An 18,420-nucleotide genomic window follows, 5' to 3' on the forward strand; every position below is an offset into this window, starting at 1 on the left:
CGACCTCAGGTTCATGGTGTTTACTGCCGCCATGTCGGCAGTCGGCTACCCGCTCGTCCTTGTGCCGGTCGCCGCAGTCGGGCTGCTCGCGATCGCGCTCCGGCCGGTCACGCGTCCGACCGTGGGCCGCCGTCGACTCGCGCTGCTCCGGGCGGCTCTGGGCACCGGCGCGTTCGCGGTGCTCACCGTGGAAGCACTGGGTGCCGCGCGGCTGCTCACCCTGCCGGCGTTCGCCGTGGCCTGGCTGTTGTTCCTCTCCGGCGCGGCCGTCGCCGCCGGCCGGCGCCGCCGCCGGGACGCCGCGCGCGCCCTTGTCCGGGCCGACGCGGTCGAGGTTCTCGCCGCGCCGGAGCCGGCGCTGGTCGGCGCGAACGCCGGCCCGGCCGCCGGCACTCCGCTGCCTCCGCCCCCTGCGCCGCCGGCCGCCGCCGGTCGCGTCGCCTCCCGCCGCGCCGGCTGGTCGGCCACGCTCGCCCAGGCCTGGCGTACGGCGGGTCGCGGCGAGCGGCTGCTCGCCGGCACGGTCGGCGGGCTGCTGCTCGTCGAGTTGCTGATCGCCTTGCTGGCCGAGCCCAACAACTTCGACTCGCAGACGTACCACCTGCCCAAGGTCGAGCAGTGGGTGGCCCAGGGCAGCCTGGAGTTCTGGCCGACGGCCATCCACCGGCAGGTGACCATCCCGCCCGGCGCCGAGTACCTGCTGCTGCACCTGCGCCTGTTCACCGGCGGGGACGCGCTGCACAACCTGGTGCAGTGGGCGGCCGGGGTCGGCGTACTGCTGGCGGCGACCCGGATCACCGCGCAGCTCGGCGGCGGGCGGCGGGCCCAGTTGCTCACCGCGTTCGTGCTCGCCACCACCCCGATGGTGGCGCTCCAGGCGACCAGCACCCAGACGGACCTGGTCTGCGCCGCCTGGGTGGCCTGCGTGGCCACGGTGGCGCTGGACGGGCTGCACCGACGCGCCGACGTCGGGGCGATACTGACGCTGGGCGCGGCCACCGGGCTGACCGCGCTGACCAAGACCAGTGGGCTGGCCGCCGTCGGTCCACTGCTGCTGCTCTGGGGGCTGGCCCAGCTCCGGCTGGCCCGCACCGCTTATTCCCGGTCCCGGCGGCAGGTGCGCCGGACGGTCGCCGGATCGGCGCTGATCCTGCTCGTCGCGGTGGTGGTGGTCGGGCCGTTCCTCGCTCGGGTGACCGCCGAGTTCGGACACCCGCTCGGGCCGCCCCGACTGCGCGAGTCCATCCCGATGGAACGGCACGACCCGCCGTCGCTGGTGGTCAACGCGCTGCGGATCGCGCACACCGCGTTCGACACGCCGCTCGCGCCGCTGCGCCGGGCAGGCGCCGAGGCGATCATTGGCGGCGCCGGATTGCTCAGGGTGGACCCGCAGGACCGGGCCACCACCTTCGGGCAGGAACGGTTCCCGGTGCCGTCCTGGTACCCCGACGAGGACCGGGTGGCCTTCCCGCTGGCCGGGGCGCTGGCGGCGATCGGGGCGGCGGTCGCGCTGACCCGGCCCGGCCGGATCAGCCCGACGCGGGCGGGGCCGCTGCGCGCGTACGCGGTGGTCGTGGTGGCGGCCGTGCTGCTGCACACCGCCATGATCAAGTGGCAGCCGTGGGGCAACCGCCTGCTGCTCTACGCGCTGACGCTGGCCGTACCGCTGGCGGGCCTCTGGCTGGACGCGCTGTTCCGGCGCGCTGCCGGCGGCGTGGGTGGCCGGCGGCCGGTGGCCGCCGGGCTCGCGGTGACCGTGCTGGCCACCTGCGCGCTGGCCGGGGTGCTGGCCGTGTCGTACGGCTTCCCGCGCCGGCTGGTCGGGGCGGGCTCGGTCTTCACCACCACCGAATGGGACACGCGTTTCCTGCGTCGCCCCCAGTGGACGGAGGAGTTCCGGTGGGCCGCCGACGCGGTACGCGCGACGGGCGCCCGCCGGATCGGCCTGGTGCAGCAGAACGACAACTGGGAGTACCCCTGGTGGCTGCTGCTGCGCGACGCGGGCGGACGCCCGCCGGAGCTGGTGGCGCTCCAGTCGGTGCTGCCGGAACGCCCGCCGGCCCACCCGGCCTCGGTCGACGCCATCGTGTGCACGGGCAGCCGGACGGCGTGCACGGCGCTGGTGCCGCCGGACTGGCGCGTGCAGTTCCGGAGCTACGTGGGCTACGCCCTCCCGCCCGGGAGCTGACCGCGCCGCAGGGCGACGCCGAGTGTGGCTGTGGGGTGGTTGACCGACCCGGCCGAGGCCCTTCCGGTCGCCCCGGCGACACCTCACGCCGCCCCGGTTTGCCCGGATCGCCCGGTTCTTCACTCTGCGGCAACGATTCCGAGACGCATTCACATGCATCGAAGCCGGCGCTACCTTCTGGTGACTCGATCGACGTCCCGCGATCGAGCCGAAAGGAGTGGGTCGATGCTTGGTTCCTCTGCCAGGCGCGAACGCGCCCGACGACGGGTGTTCACCGTCGTCGCCGCCGCCGCGCTCGTCCTGCCGATGCTCGCCGGAACAGCCTCCCCCGCCACCGCGGCCGACCGCCCGGCCATCCAGCCACTCGCCGCCAACCTGGAGGCGATCCGCGCCAGCGAGGCCACCGCGCTCTACGGCGCGCCCGGCATCCGCCCCATCGAACAGCGCCGCACCGCGCTGATCACCATGGGTGACAGCCAGATCTCCGGTGAGGGGGTCGGCAACTACATCCCCGGCACCCACCAACCCGGCAACTGGTGCGACCGCTCGTACGACCAGGCGGTCTTCCGCACCGGGATCACCGCCAACGAGAAGTACAACATCGCCTGCTCCGGGGCGACCCCGTGGAACCTGATCCGGGGCGGGCCGACCCAGCACAACGAGCTCAACCAGGGCGACCACCTGGCCATCAAGGCGCGCAACACGCACATCAAGCTGATCTGGGTGGTGGTCGGCGCCAACGGCGAGGGCACGATCCAGTTCGGCCCGGTCGCCACCGACTGTGCCGTCAGCCGGGTCTTCCTCCAGGGCGCGTGCTACCCCACCTACACCGACCAGTGGGCCGTCCGCACGGACGGCAGCCGGCAGGCGGTCCAGGACGCGCTCACCGACATCCGGCGGACCATGACCGGGGCCGGCTACCTGCAGTCCGACTACGAGCTGGTCTTCATGTCGTACCCGAGCCCCTTCGGCCCCGACGTGGAGGACAATCCGAACTTCCCCGGCTGGTACGCCGGCGGATGCCTCACCTACCTGGCCGACTCCGCGTTCGGGCGGAACAAGGCGGTGCCGCTGTTCGAGAAGTCGCTGCGCGCGGCGGCGGCCAACACCGGCACCCGCTACCTGGACGCCAGCCGGCTCTTCCACGGCCACGAGGTGTGCACCGACAGCACCTCCGTACGCGGGCTGCACATCGAGGTCGGCGTCTGGGACGAGAACGCGGCGCGGCAGTCGTTCCACCCGAACTACCGGGGACACGGCATGTTCGCCCAGTGCATCACCCAGTTCTTCAACTCCGGGCAACAGCGCGGCACCTGCGTCGACCCGGCCAGCACCGGCAACGGCGTGCTCTACCCCGGACTCCTCGAGTTCAAGCAGCTGCGCAACGCCGCCACCGGCACCTGCGTCGACGGCAAGGGCTACGACTCACGCAACGGCACCCCACAGCAGTCGTACGGCTGCCACGGCGGGCGTAACCAGGGCTTCTGGTACGACGCGACCCGTCAGTCGGTGCACTCGGAGCTGTCCCACGACCGCTGCCTCGACGTCTCGGGTGGTTCACTGAGCGCCGGTACGGCGGTGAACATCCACGACTGCCACGGCGGCGCCAACCAGAAGTTCGTGTTCGCCGGCAACCAGATCCGGACGGCCGGCAACAGCGGCCTCTGCCTGGCGTTCGACAGCCCGGCGTCGGGCACCCCCCGGCTGCGCCTGGCCGCCTGCTCCACCAGCACCCGGCAGCAGTGGTCCTTCGAGTCGCGCAACTTCGCCAACCCGGTGGGCTACGGGCACGACGACTTCATCGGCTCCCGCGTCTACTGAACCCGGCTCTTCTCGTGAGCGGTGCCGCCCCTCCCCGGGCGGCACCGCTCACGCCGGCGGCCCGCGTGACGGAGCACCCGCCGCGGGTGTCACAGGCCGCCGTCGCGTACGCCTGGCAACAGGACCTCCAGGCGCAGGCCGCCACGGTCGAGAGCGGTCGCGGTGATGGTGCCGCCGTGCGCCTGGGTGATCGATCGTGCGATGGCCAGCCCGAGCCCGGCGCCTCCGCTGTGCGCGATCCGGTCAGCCGCCAGCCGCTTCAACGGCTCGAACAGGCCGGTCACGGCGTCCGCGGGCACGATCTGCCCGGTGTTGACGACGAGCGCGGGAGATTCGCCAACCGTGACGTGAACGGTGCCCTGGGCGTGGTTGTACTTGATCGCGTTCTGCACGAGATTCGTCACCAGTCGCTCCAGCAGGACCTGTTCGCCCTCGACGATCCGTGGTCGAAGCTCGCTGGTGAGCTGCACGGCGTGGGTGTCCGCCGTGGCCTGGTGCGCGGCGATGACGGAGGCCGCGATCTGATCGAGGCGTTGCGGCAGCCGTGACACCAACCCGTGGTCCGCCTCGCTGAGCGCGAGCAGCCCTTCGACGAGCCGCTCGTTGCGCTCGTTGGTCTTCAGCAACTGGGTGGCGAGCAGCGTGAGCTGTTCGCCCGTGAGCGGCTGTGCCATGCCGACCTCGATCAGCGTCCGCTGCACCGCGAGCGGGGTGCGCAGCTCGTGGGAGGCGTTGGCGGCGAATCGGCGCTGTCCCTCGTAGCCGGTCGAGATGCGGTCCATCATGTCGTCGATCGCCCGGCACAGCGCCGCAAACTCGTCGTTGCGGCCGCTGACGACACCGGTGCGGTAACCCAGGTTCTGCGGGCCGATCCGAGCGACGACCGGGACGAGGTCGCGTACCGGCCGTAGCGCCCAGGAAACGGGCCGTAGCAGCAGGAGCAGTGCGACCACGGCAAGTGCGGCGATAGCGTCCGGCAACAGCCAGTGCGCCTCCTCCCTGATCTTCACGCACACGGCGTGGTCCGGGCACGCGGCCTTCAGCCCGAGGTAGAACCAGGTGAACAGACTCTGACCGAGGATCCGTACGGCGTAACCGGCGGCGAACGCCGCCACGCAGACGACCAGGAGCCGTCGGCGGGGAGTCTGCAGGTTCATGCCGCTCCCGCGCCGACCCGGTAGCCGGCACCGCGCACCGTGTGGATCAACGGCGGGTCGCCGATCTTCCGGCGCAGCGTCATGACGGTGACCCGCACAACGTGGGTGAACGGGTTGACGTGTTCGTCCCAGGCGTGTTCCAGCAGTTCCTCGCTGCTCACCACCTGCCCGACGTGCCGCATGAGCACGTGCAGGACGGCGAATTCCTTGTGGGTCAGGGCGAGGACCCGCCCGTCGCGCAGCGCGACATGACGGCCGACGTCGACGACGAGACCGTCGTGTTCGAGTATCGGCGCCACCGCCGGTGCCGATCGTCGCCCGAGCGCCTGGATCCGGGCGACCAGTTCGGCGAAGGCGAACGGCTTGGCGAGGTAGTCGTCGGCGCCGATGTTGAGGCCCTCCACCCGGTCGCGGATGCCGCCAGCGGCGGTGAGCATCAACACCCGCGTCGTCCGCTGGGACCGCACGATCCAGCGGCAGATCTCGTCGCCGGTACGGCCAGGCATGTCGCGGTCGAGGACGGCGACGTCGTAGCTGTTCACACTCAGCCGTTCGACGGCGCCGTGGCCGTCGTAGCTGACGTCGACCGCCATCGACTGCTGCCGCAGTCCGGTCGCGACCATGTCGGCCAACAGCCGCTCGTCGTCCGCCACGAGTATCCGCACCGGAACTCCCTTCCAGATATCGCCTCGGAGCATGCCAGGGCGTAGGTAAAGGTTCCGTCAGCCGTTCGCTCACGGCCGGCCTACGTGCCTGTCGGCAGACTCCATGGCCGTGGTCGGACCGTTGGTGCGGCCGGACCACGTGCTCGGTGATGCCGGGCGACGTGTCGACGAAAGGGACAAGCATGACGACAGCACGAAGTCGACTGCTACGAGCGGCCCTGGCGCCGGTTGTCGGGATCGGACTGGTGCTCGGCTGCGTTGCCTGCTCGACCGGGGCGGAATCCTCGGCCGGGTCCGGTGCCGGGCAGTGGCAGGACTACGACCGGAAGATGGAGTCGTGGCTGGGGTGCCTGCGTGCGAACGGGATGCCCGACGCGAAGTACGCCGGACACCACAGCTCCGCGATGAACGCGAAGATGGAAATCGACGGAATCCCGAGCGGCGCTATCGACAGCCACGCCGCCTGGGCCCAGTGCCGGGCACAACAGCCGGCCGAGGCCGACCGGCCCGAACCATATCTGAAGTACGAGATGTCTCCCGAGGAGCTCAAGAACCTGCGGGCCATCGCCAGGTGTGTCCGGGAGCGCGGTTTCGCCGACTACCCCGATCCGAATCCGAATCCGGAGTACCAGACGCCGGGCAGGTACAACTCCCTCAAGAAACTGCCCGAGGTGGAGAAGGCCTACAAGGATTGCGTCAAGGAGTTGGGCATCCCGATGCCGGATGGCGGATGACCGGGCCGCGTCCGGTTCCGCGCCTGCTCCGGCGGGCGGCGCTGGTGGCACTGGCGGTGGCGGTCGTCGGCGGGGCCGCCACCACGGCGATCGGCCTCGGTGGGAACACCGGGAGTTCCGGCCAGCACCCGGCGCCCGCGAACACGACCACCCTCATCCGCAAGACCCTCGTCGACCAGACGGTCGTCACCGGCCGCATCTCGTACGGCAACCCGACACCGGTGATCTCGCAGGCGTCCGGCACCGTCACGTGGCTGCCGACACCAGGAGCCATGGTGTCGAGGGGAGAGGCGCTGCTGCGGATCGACGACCGGCCACTGGTGCTGCTCTACGGGGCGCTGCCGATGTATCGCCAGCTCACGATCGGAACCAGGGGCGAGGACGTCAAGCAGTTCACGCAGAACCTCAATGCGCTCGGATACACGGGTTTCACCGTCGACACCGAGTTCACCGCCGCGACGGCGAGGGCCGTCAAACGCTGGCAGGCGGCCCTGGAACGCGACGAGACGGGCACCGTGGAGGTTGCGGACGTGATCTATGCCGAAGGCCGGGTGCGGATCGCGACGCAGTCGGTACGAGTTGGCGCCACGGCCACGGGCGAGGTGCTGACGGTCACCAGCACCACCCGGGTCGTCACCGCCGACGTCGCGCTGAGGGACCAACGCCTGGCCCGGGTGCGCAACGCCGTCACCGTTCGCCTGCCTGGCGGCAGGGAGGTGCCGGGCAGGGTCACGGTTGTCGGAGCCGAGTCGGATCCGGCTGACGCGGCCGCCAGCGGGAACGCGGACACTCAGCGGATCCCGGTGGTGGTGAGCGTCGCGGACAAGGCAGCGCTGGACCTGCCCGACGACACGGAGGTGACCGTACGGTACGTCGCGCAGACGCGCGTCAACGTCCTGACGGTGTCCGTGGGGGCACTGCTGGCGATCCCCGACGGCGGGTACGGACTGGAGATCCGCGACGGTGCCGAACGGCGGGTGGTGCCGGTGAGGACCGGTCTGTTCGCCGAAGGGCAGGTCGAGGTCAGCGGCGACGGCCTCGTTGCGGGAACGGTCGTGGGAGTAGCCGCATGAGCACAAGCCCCGTGGTCGTCCTGGAGGACGTCGTCCGTGAATATCCCGGCGGTGTCCGTGCCGTGGCCGGCGTGTCCCTGGTGATCGAGCGCGGCGAGGCGGTGGCCGTCGTGGGCCGCTCGGGCTCGGGGAAGTCGTCGTTGTTGAACCTCATCGGGACGCTGGACCGGCCGACCAGCGGACGGGTGGACATAGCCGGGCACTCCGTCACCGACCTCACCGACCGGCAACTGTCGGCGCTGCGGGCCAGCACCATCGGCTTCGTGTTCCAGCAGTTCCACCTCACCCCTGGTCAGCCGGTCTGCGAAGCGGTCGCCGACGGGCTGCTCTATGCCGGGGTGGGCCTACGCGAACGGCGTAGGCGGGCCGCCCAGGCGCTGGAGCGGGTGGGGCTCGACCACCGACTGCATCACCGCCCGCACGAGTTGTCGGGCGGGGAACAGCAACGTGCCGCCATCGCCCGTGCCCTGATCGGCGCGCCACGACTGTTGCTGGCCGACGAGCCGACCGGCAACCTCGACTCCGTCTCCGGCGCCACGGTCATGGAACTGCTGCGGGACCTCAACACCACCGGAACCACTGTCGTGGTCATCACCCATGACCACGAGGTCGCCATGGCCCTGCCCCGACAGGTGGAGATCGCCGACGGCCTCGTGGTGGCCGACACGCTCCTCTGCTCGAACGCGGTCGCGCCACCTCGCGCCGTCGCCGGGTGGGGCGACGGCCAGCCGGACGGGGGCACCGCATGACGGCGCGACGGAACGGGCCGCGGCCGGCCCGGCTCGGACCGGGCGATGTGGTGCGCGTCGGGGCCGCCGGCCTACGCGCGAGGAGGTTACGGGTCGTGCTGTCCGCGCTCGGCATCGCCATCGGCATCGCCGCGATGATCAGCGTGGTCGGCATCTCCTCCTCCAGCCGCGCCGACCTCGACCACCGGCTGGCCGAGCTCGGCACCAACATGCTCACCGCCACGCCGGGGAAGACCGAGTACGGCACGACCGCCACGCTGCCGGAGACCGCCGTTCCCATGGTGGCCCGGATGGACGCCGTCGAGTCCGTCTCGGCCGTGGGCGTCCTGCCGGAGACATCGGTCTACCGCAACGAACTCGTACCGGCCGAGGAGACCAACAGCATCGGCGTCTACGCGACCCTCCTCAACCTGCCCGACACCCTTCGCGCCACGATGGCGGCCGGACACTGGCTCACCGAGCCGAGCGTCCAGTTCCCCACCGTCGTGCTCGGCGCCGAGGCCGCCCAGAACCTCGGCTTCGACGAGATCACCGGGCAGAGTCAGGTCGTCGTCGGTCGCCAACGGTTCACCGTCGTCGGCATCCTCGCGCCGGCGCCGCTGGCTCCGGAGCTCGACCTCGCCGCGTTGATCGGGTGGTCCGTCGCTGTCCGGGACCTCGGCTTCAACGGTCATCCCACCAGCGTCTACACCCGGATACGATCCGACGCCGTGGCGGCGGTCCGTACGCTACTCGGCCGGACCGTCAACCCGGCCGCGCCGTACGAGGTGCGCGTCTCCCGCCCGTCCGACGCGCTGGCCGCCCAGGCCGCGACCGACCAGACGTTCCAGAACCTGATGATCGGGCTCGGTGCGGTCGCGGTGCTGGTCGGAGCCATCGGGGTCGCCAACACCATGGTGATCTCCGTCCTGGAACGCCGGACCGAGATCGGCCTACGCCGCGCGCTCGGCGCCACCCGTGGGCAGGTGCGATTGCAGTTCCTGGTCGAGTCGCTGCTGTTGTCGGCGATCGGAGGTGCCGGAGGTGTGCTGTTCGGCATCATCGCCACCAGCGTCTACGCCGCGACCAGGCAGTGGATGGTCGTCGTACCCCCGTGGGCGACCGCTGGCGGGATGGCGGCCACCCTCGCCGTGGGGACCGTAGCCGGCCTGTACCCGGCCATGCGCGCGGCCCGGATGACGCCGACCCAGGCCCTCACCGGCAGCTGAGTGGTCAGCGCACCACGGCGGGACGGAAGGCGACGGGCCGCGCGGCCGGCGGGATGTCGCCGATCGTGGCGACGAGCCGCTCCCGGGGTGTCCGCAGCCGGGTCCGGAAGGCGTGGTTGAGCAGCGCGTCGAGCTGCCACACCTGCTTCGGGTGGCGGGTACGGATGAGGAAGCGCTCGCGGATCCCGTCGATCGCCGTGGCCGCCAGCTCGACCGACTGCAGGCGCGGATCGGGGCTCCAGGTGACGTTGCTGAGTTCCCGCAACTCCGTGTTGAGGTGCAGGCGCAGCCGGTGCAGCACGCGGGTCTGCTGCGTGACGACCAGCCGGCGGTGGGTCAGCAGGAGGAGGTACTCGCCGGCCATCGGGCGGTCCGGTCGGGCGCACCGGGTGACGAGAATGGTGGCGTCGCCGGAGCCGACGCAGCGCCGGAAGACCGGCATGTGGCGGGTGACGGTCTGCACCGCCAGCCCGGCCTCGGAGGCGGCCGGGAGGAACGTTCGGGAGAAGACGTCCATGCCCTGCCCAACGACGGCGGCATGGTAGTGACATGGGTCACGCGCAAATTGCAGAACTTCCACGGCCGCCCGTCGCACCGCCTGTGCGGCTCCCGGGCCCCGGCGGCCCGCCGGGGCCGGCCACCGCTCAGACCGGGTCGGGCGCGAACAGCTCCTGGAGCCAGCCGGGCACCGCGGCGGCGTACTCCGCCCGGCCCGGGTCGGCGCCCCGCAGGGCGCGGCGCCAGGAGAGCGCCCGGCTGACCCGGGTGACGCGTACGGCCAGGCGGGCCGCCTCCCGCAGCGTCGCCGGATCGTGCCCCTCCGACCACGGCTCCAGGTAGGCGTCGCGGAGCCGGGCCAGCGCCGGATCGCCCTCGGGCAGCCCGAACGCGTCCGCGACCGAGTTCAACGTCACCAGCAGGGTGCCGAACGGATGCGCCACCGAGGCGTCGCCCCAGTCGAAGAAGCGGTACCCGGCGCCGGCCACGAAGACGTTGCCGTCGTGCAGGTCGTCGTGCTGGACGGTCGGCGCGACGCCCGATCCGGCCAGCCGCCGGCAGTCCTCGGCGAACGCGGGCCGGTGGGCGCGCAGCCGCTCGTGCGCCTCGGCGGTGAGCCCGTCCTCCGTCCCGGACAGCAGCGACTCCTCGTCCTCCAGCAGCGCCTCGAACAGCTCCGGCAGCGCCTCGGGCCGGTGGTCGGGCACGCCGAGGGCGAGCAGTTCGCCGGCTGCGGGCGCGACCGCGCGCTGGAGTTCGGCGTACTCGGGCAGGACCTGCTCCCAGCGGGCCAGCAGGCTCCGGTCGCCGCCCAGCGCGTCGCGCAGCGTCCGGCCGCCGTCGGGCAGCAGGGACCAGCCCCGGTCGGCGTCCACGGCGAGCGGGTCGAGCACCCGGCCGGGGGCGAGCCGGGCCAGCGCGGCCAGCAGCGCGGCCTCGTAACGGGTGCCGGGGTTGTTCGCCTTGAACCAGACGTCTCCGCCGTCGGTGGGCACCCGCCAGACCAGCGACCAGGGCCGGACCCGGGGCTCGACCGGCCCGACGATCCGGCGGCCGTGCCGACCGAGTCGCTCGCCGATCCAGTCGAGCGCGGCGTCCCGCCAGCCCGGGTCGGCCCAGCCGGCGCGTGGCGTGCTGGCCCGGTCGTCGGGCTGCGTGGCGGCGTCTGTCACGCCGGGCAACGTAGCCGCCGACCGGGCCGTCGGGCCATGGGTTTTCCGCCGCCCTACAGCAGCTCGACGATCGTGGCGTTGGCCATGCCGCCGCCCTCGCACATCGTCTGGAGGCCGTAGCGGATGTCGTTGTCCCGCATGTGGGCGAGCATGGTGGTCATGATCCGGGCGCCGGAGCCGCCGAGCGGGTGGCCGAGGGCGATCGCACCGCCGCGCGGGTTCAGCCGCTCCGGGTCCGCCTCGGTCTCCGCCAGCCAGGCCAGCGGCACCGGGGCGAACGCCTCGTTGACCTCGTACACCCCGATCTCCTCGATGCCCAGCCCCGCGCGGCGCAGCGCCTTCGCGGTGGCCGGGATGGGCGCGGTCAGCATGGTCACCGGGTCGTCGGCGGCCACGACGGCGGTGTGCACCCGGGCCAACGGGCGCAGGCCGTGCCGGCTGGCCCACTCGCTGGTGGTGACCGCGAGCGCCGCCGCGCCGTCGGAGATCTGCGACGCGGAGCCGGCGGTGACGACGCCGTCGGGGCGGAACGGGGTCGCCAGCTCGCCGAGCTTCTCCAGCGAGGTGTCCCGCCGGATGCCCTCGTCGGCGGTGAACTTGCCGCCGTCGGCCAGGGCGACCGGGGCGATCTCGGCGTCGAAGGCGCCGGCGTCCTGCGCGGCGGCGGCCTTCTCGTGGCTGGCGAGGGCGAACTCGTCGAGCTGGGCGCGGGAGAGGCGCCAGCGCTCGGCGATCAGCTCCGCCCCGACGCCCTGGTTGAACGGCAGCGGTGCGTCGTCGGCGAAGCCCTCGACGCCCCGGTAGCGGTCGCGCAGCTGGTCGCTGAACGGCGACCCGCCCGCCACGCTGGCGCCCATCGCGACCCGGGTCATCGACTCGACGCCACCGGCGACGACCAGGTCGGCCTGGCCGGAGAGGACGGTGGCGGCGGCGAAGTGCAGGGCCTGCTGGCTGGAGCCGCACTGCCGGTCGAGCGTGGTGCCGGGCACCGACTCGGGCCAGCCGGCGGCCAGCACGGCGTTGCGGGCGACGTTCCACGACTGGTCGCCGACCTGGGAGACGCAGCCCCAGACCACGTCGTCGACCTGCGCCGGGTCGATGCCGGTGCGCTCGGCGAGGGCGCGCAGCACGTGCGCCGAGAGGTCGACCGGGTGCACGGCCGCCAGGCTGCCCTTACGCCGTCCCACCGGGGTGCGTACCGCGCCGACGATGACTGCGTCACTCATGACTACTCCCCGGTAACATAGGCTGGCCCCGATCCTACGTCCTCGGCGGGCCCGGCGTCCTCCCCCGTGCCCTGGCATGCTGAACGGATGCCTCCACACCCGGCACCGACCCGGCAGTGGCGGGTGCCGCCAGCCCTACCGGCGCTCAAGCTGACCGGCGCGGTCGCACTGTTGGCGCTGGCGCTGCTCCTCGACGGGGGCGACCGGATCCGGTTGGCGCTGGCCGTACTCACGGCCGTCGCGCTCGCCGGCTGGGCGGCGCGTGACCTTCTCGCGCCGGTCCGGCTCGCGGTCGACCCGGACGGGATAACGGTCGTCCAGGGCTTCGCGGGGCGCCGGCGGCTGCCCTGGTCGGCCATCGAGAAGGTGACCGTGGACCGCCGCGCGCGGCGGGGCCTGACCGGCGAACTGCTGGAGATCGACGCGGGAGACTCGCTGCACCTCCTCGGCCGCCACGAACTCGGCGCGCACCCCGCCGAGGTGGCCGAGGCCCTGCACGAGGCCCGCCCGCGCTGAGCGACGCGCGCCCGGCGTCGCCCCGGGCGGCCCGCCACAGGCCAGGTGGCGACGCTGGGCCCGCCCCGAATCACCACCGGCGCCCCGTCCCGGCCCACCCGCAGCCCGGCCCACGCGCGCCCGGCCCGGCCGTGCGGGGACCCGGAGCCGGGCCGGAGGTCAGCCGCCGACGATGGCCGCGGTGCGGACCAGGGCCAGGCCGATCAGCGCCAGCACGATCAGCGCGCCGCCCGCGAACTGCACCAGCGTCCGGCGCGACCGCGGAGCGTACGCGAACACGAGCGCCAGCAGCCCGCCGACCACCAGGCCGCCCAGGTGCCCCGGGATCGAGATGCCCGGCACCGTGAACGTGAAGACCAGGTTGATCACCAGGATGGGCAGCACCTGGGAGATGTCCCGCCCCATCTTCCGTTCGATGACCACCAGCGCCGCGAACAGGCCGAAGATCGACGTGGAGGCACCGGCGGTGAGCTGGTTCTCCGCGCTGAACAGGTAGGCGGCGACGTTCCCGCCCAACCCGGCGACCAGATAGAGCGCCAGGAAGCGCAGCGGCCCGAGGCTGGCCTCCAGCGACCGCCCCAGCACCCACAGGGCCCACATGTTCAGCAGCAGGTGGACCACGCCGTAGTGCAGGAACATCGCGGTGACCAGGCGGTACCACTCGCCCTCGGCGATGCCGCCGACCGTGCCGTCGGGGAAGAGCGCGCCGCCGAGCACCGCGCCCCAGTCGGTCAGCGGGGTGCTGCCGCCCATCAGGCCGCCGAAGCCGGAGCCGCCGACCGCCGCGTCCCCGCCCCGGTCGGAGGCGATCGAGAGCAGCATCATCAGCACGTTGAGCGCGATCAGCGCCCTGGTGACGTAGCCGTGCCGGCCGGCGGTACCGCCACCGAAGGCGGTACGCGCCGGCCGGACGCTACGTCGTCCCTCCGCCACACACTCCGGGCACTGGAACCCGACCGACGCCTCCCGCATGCAGTCCGGGCAGATCGACCGGTCGCAGCGGGTGCAGCGGACGTACGTCTCCCGGCCGGGGTGCCGGTAGCAGACCGGGGTGGTGGGTGGCGATTCGCTCACCACGTTCGCCCGCCGTCGCGGATCACGCGGACCACCAACCGTTCCCGGCCCTCGGAGCGCTCAGTCATGTCGGCAAAGGTACCTCGCGGACCGCTTGGACAGCGGACCGCTGAGACGGCGGTGCGCTCAGGCAGCGGACCGCTCGATCTCGACCCGCTCGATGACGACGTCCTGCAGCGGCCGGTCGTTCGGGCCGGTCGGGGTGTTGGCGATCGCGTCGACGACCTTCGCGGACTGCTCGTCGGCCACCTTCCCGAAGATGGTGTGCCGGTTGTTCAGGTGCGGCGTCGGCGACACGGTGATGAAGAACTGCGAGCCGTTCGTGCCCGGCCCGGCGTTCGCCATCGCCAGCAGGTACGGCTGGTCGAAGCGCAGCTCGGGGTGAAACTCGTCACCGAACTTGTAGCCCGGGCCACCACGGCCGGTGCCGGTCGGGTCGCCCATCTGGATCATGAAGCCGCTGATCACCCGGTGCGAGATGGTGCCGTCGTAGTACGGCCCCTTGCCCGGCTGACCGGTGCGCGGGTCGGTGTACTCGCGGGTGCCCTCCGCCAGTTCGACGAAGTTCCGCACGGTCTTCGGGGCGTGGTTGCCGAAGAGCTCCAGCCGGATCGGGCCAGCGTTGGTGTGCAAGGTGGCGTAGACAGCCTCGGCCACGGGTACTCCTCACTCGTTGGTCAGTTCCATGCGGATCCTCCCATGTGCCCGATCTGGCAGTGCGGAGGCATCCGAAGGTGGAGGATGACGAAGGAACAACTCCCAGGAGGTGGGACCGTGTTTGGAATCGGGCGGCGTAAGACTCAGGGACAGCTGGCCAAGGTGGAGCTGAACCAGGGCCTCGGTCACCTGAGGCAGGCCGCGACGTACGCCGCGAAGGGTGCCGGTGCCACCGTCGCCCCGCGGGTCCAGGCGGCCCGGGGCGCCGTCGCGCCGACCGCCGTCATGGTGCGCGACCGCGCGTCCAGCGGCCTCGCGTCCACCGTCGCCGCGCTCGCGCCGCTGGCCCTGGCCGTCCGTAAGGCGCAGGCCGAGGCGGCGGGCAAGGCGGTCACCGGCAGGAAGGCCGTCGCAGCCAAGCAGGCCGCGGCCACCAGGAAGGTCAAGGCGAAGAACATGAAGGCTGCCCGGAAGAAGAACTCCCGGCGGGGCGGGTCCATGATGACCGGCCTGCTCGCGGCCGGCGCGGTGGCCGGGGTCGCCGCGATGGCGATGCGGCGGCGCCGGGAGCAGCAGGAGTGGGCCGAGTACGACCCGACCCGCACGCTGGAGCCGATGCGCGACGAGGTCGAGACCATGGAGATCCGCACCCCGGACGCCTCGACGAAGCCGAGCGGCCCGGGCGTGGCCGGCGGCCCGACCGGCGCCGGCAGCTCGGCGGTGGCCGGCGGCGACAGCGCCTCCACCACCACCCCGGGCAAGCAGCCGGCGGTCCACCCGACGGACAAGGTCCCGTCGGTGGCCGAGGGCGCCAAGGACACCTCGGGCCGTCCGGCGGACGACCTGACCCAGGCGCTCGGCAAGGGCGGCGCCAAGGCCAACAGCCGCCGCTGACAGCTCTGTCGGTCCCGGAAAGCGCCGGCGAAGCGGCTCCCCGCCGCACCGCCGGCGCTTCCGCGTGCGGCGACTGCGGGTCCGGCGCTCGCCCGGCCGGCGGTTCCGCGGCCGGCGGCGGGCGGTGGGCGGCGGGCGGCGGGCGTCAGAGCCAGCCGTTGCGGCGGAACCAGCGGTAGAGGGCCAGCGAGATGGCCAGCATCAGGGCGAGGACGACCGGATAGCCGTACGTCATCCGCAACTCCGGCATGACCTCGAAGTTCATCCCGTAGATGCCGGCGATGGCGGTCCAGACGGCGGCGATGGCGGCCCACGCGGCGATCTTGCGCATGTCGTTGTTCTGGTCCACGGTGACCTGGGCCAGCCGCGCCTGGAGGATGGAGTTGAGCAGGTCGTCGTAGGAATTGACCTGCTCGACCGTACGGCTGAGGTGGTCCTGCACGTCGCGGAAGTAGCGGCGGATCTCCTTGGGCACGTCGCGGTTCATCTGCGCGGTGAGCGTCATCATCGGGCGCTGCAACGGCATCACGGCCCGCTTGAACTCCACCAGTTCCCGCTTCATCTGGTAGATCCGCTGGATCCGACCGCTGGACTGCCGGTCGAAGACGTCGGCCTCCAGCGTGTCGAGGTCGTCCTCCAGCCGGTCGGCCACCTCCAGGTAGAGGTCCACCACCCGGTCGGTGACCGCGTACGCCACCGCCCAGGGCCCCTGGAGCAGCAGGTCCTGCTTCGTCTCCAGGTCGGCGCGGACGGGAGCCAGCCGGCAGGCGTCCCCGTGCCGGACGCTGACCAGGAAGTTCGGGCCGATGAAGAGCAGCACCTGGCCGGTCTCGACGACCTCGGAGTGCTCGGTCAGCTCGGCGTGCTCGCAGTACCGGGCGGTCCGCAGCACCAGGAAGCTGACCTCACCGAACTGTTCCAGCTTGGGGCGCTGCTGCGCCTTCACCGCGTCCTCGACGGCCAGCTCGTGCAGCCCGTAGGTGGCGGCGATGGCGGTCATCTCGGCCAGCTCCGGCTCGTGCAGGCCGAGCCAGACGAAGCCATGTTCCTCGCGGCGGGCCGCGGCGAGCGCCTCGGCGTACCGCCAGTCGCCGGGCTGCCGGCGGCCGTCCACGTAGAGGGCGCAGTCGACCACCGCGCTGCGCTCGGGGCCGGCCGGCGAGGAGACCTGCTGCGGATTGTCGGAGTTGAGCCGGCGGGTCATCGCCCGCACCGGCGCCACCCAGTCCCGGGGCCTCAGCACCCGCCCGCCGTTCGGCGCGGTCGTCCGCCCCTGCTGTTCCCGGTCCGTCATCACGCCCCTCCCACGCGCTGCCGCGGGTGAACAGTACGCCGCGCGGCGATGATCACCGCCGGTGACGATCGGCGGAGGGTGGCGCCGGGCGGGCCGGGTCGCATCAGGGGGGTGAGGGGACGACACGGCCCACCCGGCGCCCTTTGGGGGCGGGGGTTGTGCTGGTCGCGCCGCCCCACGTGTCGCTGGCCGAGCCGGCGGGGAATCAGGCACCGGTGCGGCGGGGCCGGCACCGGGCGGTGAGTTCCACTACACGTGGTGAGTGACGCTCGCAGCATTGTGAGCCGCCGGCCGCCCCGGCGGGAGACCCGGGGCGGCCACGATCGCGCAACTGTCAGAAATCTGACAGAAATTCAGCTACGGACGGCCGCCATGGCCTCCGCCAGGCGCCGCACCCCCTCGTCGATCCGGTCCGCGGTCACGGCCGAGTACGCCAACCGCAGGGCGTGCCGCCCGCCGTCGACGACGAAGTCGCTGCCCTTGACCACGGCGACCCCGCGCTCGGCGGCGGCCGGCGCGAGCCGGTCGACCTCCACGTCCTCGGGCAGCTCGACCCAGAGGAAGTAGCCGCCGTCGGGCTCCACGAAGCGGGCCTCCGGGATGTGCCGGCGCAGGGACTCGGCCAGCACCCGGGCGCGCTCGCCCAGCGCCGCGCGTACGGTCTCGATCGAGCGCTCGATGTCGCCCGAGACGCAGAACTGGTGCACGATCGCCTCGGAGACCATGCCGGGCGAGATGTAGAGGTTGGTCGCCTTCTTCGCGATGTCGCCGATCAGGTCCGCGGGGCCGACCAGGTAGCCGACCCGTACGCCGGGGCAGACCGTCTTGGTGAAGCTGGAGGCGTGCACCACCACGTCGCGGGTGTCCATCGAGAGCATCGACGGCAGCGCCTCGCCCCGGAACCGGATGTCGGCGTACGGGTCGTCCTCGAAGATCGTGAACCCGTACTCGGCGGCGAGATCGAGCAGTTCCCGGCGCTTCTCCAGGCTCAGCGTCACGCCGGCCGGGTTCTGGTAGTTCGGGATGACGTGCGCCAGCCGGGGGCGTACCCCCGACTCCAGCAGCTTGCGCAGCTCGGCGGTGTCGAGCCCGTCCGGCTGGATGGTGACGCCGTGCAGCTCGCTGCCCATCCGCTGGAGGTTCAGCAGGGTGCGGTCGTAGGTCGGGCGTTCCACCACCACCGCGTCGCCGGGGCGGACCAGGTGGTCGAAGAGGAACGCGTCCGCCTGCAACGACCCGTTGGTGATCAGCACCTGGTCGGCGGAGACCCCGTGCTTCTCGGCGATCCACTTCCGCAGCGGAAGGTAGCCGACGGAGGTGCCGTAGGCGGTCACCCCGGCAGGATCGGCGTCGAACGCGCGGACGGCGGCGGCCTTGAGCCCCTCGACATCGACGATGTCCAGCGAGGGAGCGCCACGGGCGAAGGAGATCAGCTGCTCGGCAGTCATGGCTGTTCAGCGTACGGAAGGCGACGGGGTGTGTGCGCCAGGCACG

Annotated in this window: 17 protein-coding genes; 8 read left to right on the forward strand and 9 right to left on the reverse strand. The window is 72.4% G+C overall.

What is annotated here, in order from left to right; translation table 11 throughout:
- The first annotated feature begins 31 nt into the window (after nucleotides 1–31).
- Nucleotides 32–2,188, forward strand: a complete 2,157-nt coding sequence (locus ACGFIR_RS00265; RefSeq protein WP_393142394.1) for a hypothetical protein — start codon at nucleotides 32–34, stop codon at nucleotides 2,186–2,188.
- 225 nt (nucleotides 2,189–2,413) lie between these two features.
- Complete coding sequence (locus ACGFIR_RS00270; protein WP_393005443.1) at nucleotides 2,414–4,009, forward strand: ricin-type beta-trefoil lectin domain protein; 1,596 nt, start codon at nucleotides 2,414–2,416, stop codon at nucleotides 4,007–4,009.
- A gap of 89 nt (nucleotides 4,010–4,098) precedes the next feature.
- Here the strand turns inward: ACGFIR_RS00270 and ACGFIR_RS00275 are convergent, their stop codons facing one another.
- Both ACGFIR_RS00275 and ACGFIR_RS00280 read right to left on the reverse strand, forming a co-directional pair.
- Nucleotides 4,099–5,166 (reverse strand): ATP-binding protein, encoded by a 1,068-nt coding sequence (locus ACGFIR_RS00275; RefSeq protein ID WP_393142396.1) that lies wholly within the window; start codon nucleotides 5,164–5,166, stop codon nucleotides 4,099–4,101.
- Complete coding sequence (locus tag ACGFIR_RS00280; RefSeq protein ID WP_393005439.1) at nucleotides 5,163–5,831, reverse strand: response regulator transcription factor; 669 nt, start codon at nucleotides 5,829–5,831, stop codon at nucleotides 5,163–5,165. Before ACGFIR_RS00280 ends, ACGFIR_RS00275 begins: the two co-directional genes overlap by 4 nt.
- Nucleotides 5,832–6,013: 182 nt before the next feature.
- Here ACGFIR_RS00280 and ACGFIR_RS00285 point away from each other — a divergent pair, with 182 nt between their 5' ends.
- From ACGFIR_RS00285 to ACGFIR_RS00300, 4 genes are read left to right on the forward strand one after another with little or no spacing between them, the layout of a single operon-like run.
- Nucleotides 6,014–6,565, forward strand: a complete 552-nt coding sequence (locus tag ACGFIR_RS00285; protein ID WP_393005437.1) for a hypothetical protein — start codon at nucleotides 6,014–6,016, stop codon at nucleotides 6,563–6,565.
- Nucleotides 6,562–7,638 (forward strand): peptidoglycan-binding protein, encoded by a 1,077-nt coding sequence (locus ACGFIR_RS00290; protein WP_393142398.1) that lies wholly within the window; start codon nucleotides 6,562–6,564, stop codon nucleotides 7,636–7,638. The genes ACGFIR_RS00285 and ACGFIR_RS00290 overlap by 4 nt, the downstream gene beginning before the upstream one ends.
- Nucleotides 7,639–7,649: 11 nt before the next feature.
- Nucleotides 7,650–8,387 (forward strand): ABC transporter ATP-binding protein, encoded by a 738-nt coding sequence (locus ACGFIR_RS00295; RefSeq protein WP_393143682.1) that lies wholly within the window; start codon nucleotides 7,650–7,652, stop codon nucleotides 8,385–8,387.
- Nucleotides 8,384–9,595, forward strand: coding sequence for an ABC transporter permease (locus ACGFIR_RS00300; RefSeq protein ID WP_393142400.1), 1,212 nt, complete (start codon nucleotides 8,384–8,386; stop codon nucleotides 9,593–9,595). The genes ACGFIR_RS00295 and ACGFIR_RS00300 overlap by 4 nt, the downstream gene beginning before the upstream one ends.
- Nucleotides 9,596–9,599: 4 nt before the next feature.
- Here ACGFIR_RS00300 and ACGFIR_RS00305 read toward each other — a convergent pair whose 3' ends face one another.
- The 3 genes from ACGFIR_RS00305 to ACGFIR_RS00315 form a co-directional block, all read right to left on the reverse strand.
- On the reverse strand, nucleotides 9,600–10,112 hold the full coding sequence (locus ACGFIR_RS00305) for a hypothetical protein (protein ID WP_393142402.1): 513 nt from the start codon (nucleotides 10,110–10,112) through the stop codon (nucleotides 9,600–9,602).
- Between the two features lie 127 nt (nucleotides 10,113–10,239).
- Complete coding sequence (locus ACGFIR_RS00310) at nucleotides 10,240–11,265, reverse strand: phosphotransferase (RefSeq protein WP_393142404.1); 1,026 nt, start codon at nucleotides 11,263–11,265, stop codon at nucleotides 10,240–10,242.
- Between the two features lie 53 nt (nucleotides 11,266–11,318).
- A complete protein-coding gene (locus ACGFIR_RS00315) occupies nucleotides 11,319–12,491 on the reverse strand; it encodes a thiolase family protein (protein ID WP_393142406.1) in 1,173 nt (390 codons plus the stop codon).
- An 87-nt stretch (nucleotides 12,492–12,578) separates the two neighbouring features.
- Between ACGFIR_RS00315 and ACGFIR_RS00320 the strand changes: the two genes are divergently transcribed.
- Nucleotides 12,579–13,007 (forward strand): PH domain-containing protein, encoded by a 429-nt coding sequence (locus tag ACGFIR_RS00320; RefSeq protein ID WP_393142408.1) that lies wholly within the window; start codon nucleotides 12,579–12,581, stop codon nucleotides 13,005–13,007.
- A 159-nt stretch (nucleotides 13,008–13,166) separates the two neighbouring features.
- Here ACGFIR_RS00320 and ACGFIR_RS00325 read toward each other — a convergent pair whose 3' ends face one another.
- A complete protein-coding gene (locus ACGFIR_RS00325) occupies nucleotides 13,167–14,081 on the reverse strand; it encodes a rhomboid family intramembrane serine protease (RefSeq protein ID WP_393005424.1) in 915 nt (304 codons plus the stop codon).
- Between the two features lie 126 nt (nucleotides 14,082–14,207).
- Nucleotides 14,208–14,738: a peptidylprolyl isomerase gene (locus ACGFIR_RS00330; RefSeq protein ID WP_393005422.1), complete on the reverse strand. Its 531-nt coding sequence runs from the start codon at nucleotides 14,736–14,738 to the stop codon at nucleotides 14,208–14,210.
- Nucleotides 14,739–14,822: 84 nt separating this feature from the next.
- Between ACGFIR_RS00330 and ACGFIR_RS00335 the strand changes: the two genes are divergently transcribed.
- Nucleotides 14,823–15,632, forward strand: coding sequence for a hypothetical protein (locus tag ACGFIR_RS00335; RefSeq protein ID WP_393005420.1), 810 nt, complete (start codon nucleotides 14,823–14,825; stop codon nucleotides 15,630–15,632).
- Between the two features lie 145 nt (nucleotides 15,633–15,777).
- Here the strand turns inward: ACGFIR_RS00335 and corA are convergent, their stop codons facing one another.
- On the reverse strand, nucleotides 15,778–16,926 hold the full coding sequence (gene corA / locus ACGFIR_RS00340; protein ID WP_393005418.1) for a magnesium/cobalt transporter CorA: 1,149 nt from the start codon (nucleotides 16,924–16,926) through the stop codon (nucleotides 15,778–15,780).
- A gap of 353 nt (nucleotides 16,927–17,279) precedes the next feature.
- The gene (locus ACGFIR_RS00345) at nucleotides 17,280–18,374 is read right to left on the reverse strand and encodes a PLP-dependent aminotransferase family protein (protein ID WP_393005416.1); all 1,095 of its coding nucleotides are present in this window, start codon (nucleotides 18,372–18,374) and stop codon (nucleotides 17,280–17,282) included.
- Nucleotides 18,375–18,420: the final 46 nt, after the last annotated feature.

Origin of the sequence: Micromonospora sp. NPDC049051 (genome assembly GCF_043197575.1) — a bacterium.
Taxonomy (GTDB): domain Bacteria; phylum Actinomycetota; class Actinomycetes; order Mycobacteriales; family Micromonosporaceae; genus Micromonospora.

Bases quoted from the DNA above. Each gene is read 5' to 3' on its own strand.
- ACGFIR_RS00265 (WP_393142394.1), top strand. From the start codon at position 32: ATGTCGGCAGTCGGCTACCCGCTCGTCCTTGTGCCGGTCGCCGCAGTC.
- ACGFIR_RS00270 (WP_393005443.1), top strand. From the start codon at position 2,414: ATGCTTGGTTCCTCTGCCAGGCGCGAACGCGCCCGACGACGGGTGTTC.
- ACGFIR_RS00275 (WP_393142396.1), bottom strand. From the start codon at position 5,166: ATGAACCTGCAGACTCCCCGCCGACGGCTCCTGGTCGTCTGCGTGGCG.
- ACGFIR_RS00285 (WP_393005437.1), top strand. From the start codon at position 6,014: ATGACGACAGCACGAAGTCGACTGCTACGAGCGGCCCTGGCGCCGGTT.
- ACGFIR_RS00290 (WP_393142398.1), top strand. From the start codon at position 6,562: ATGACCGGGCCGCGTCCGGTTCCGCGCCTGCTCCGGCGGGCGGCGCTG.
- ACGFIR_RS00300 (WP_393142400.1), top strand. From the start codon at position 8,384: ATGACGGCGCGACGGAACGGGCCGCGGCCGGCCCGGCTCGGACCGGGC.
- ACGFIR_RS00305 (WP_393142402.1), bottom strand. From the start codon at position 10,112: ATGGACGTCTTCTCCCGAACGTTCCTCCCGGCCGCCTCCGAGGCCGGG.
- ACGFIR_RS00315 (WP_393142406.1), bottom strand. From the start codon at position 12,491: ATGAGTGACGCAGTCATCGTCGGCGCGGTACGCACCCCGGTGGGACGG.
- ACGFIR_RS00320 (WP_393142408.1), top strand. From the start codon at position 12,579: ATGCCTCCACACCCGGCACCGACCCGGCAGTGGCGGGTGCCGCCAGCC.
- ACGFIR_RS00335 (WP_393005420.1), top strand. From the start codon at position 14,823: ATGACGAAGGAACAACTCCCAGGAGGTGGGACCGTGTTTGGAATCGGG.
- corA (WP_393005418.1), bottom strand. From the start codon at position 16,926: ATGACGGACCGGGAACAGCAGGGGCGGACGACCGCGCCGAACGGCGGG.
- ACGFIR_RS00345 (WP_393005416.1), bottom strand. From the start codon at position 18,374: ATGACTGCCGAGCAGCTGATCTCCTTCGCCCGTGGCGCTCCCTCGCTG.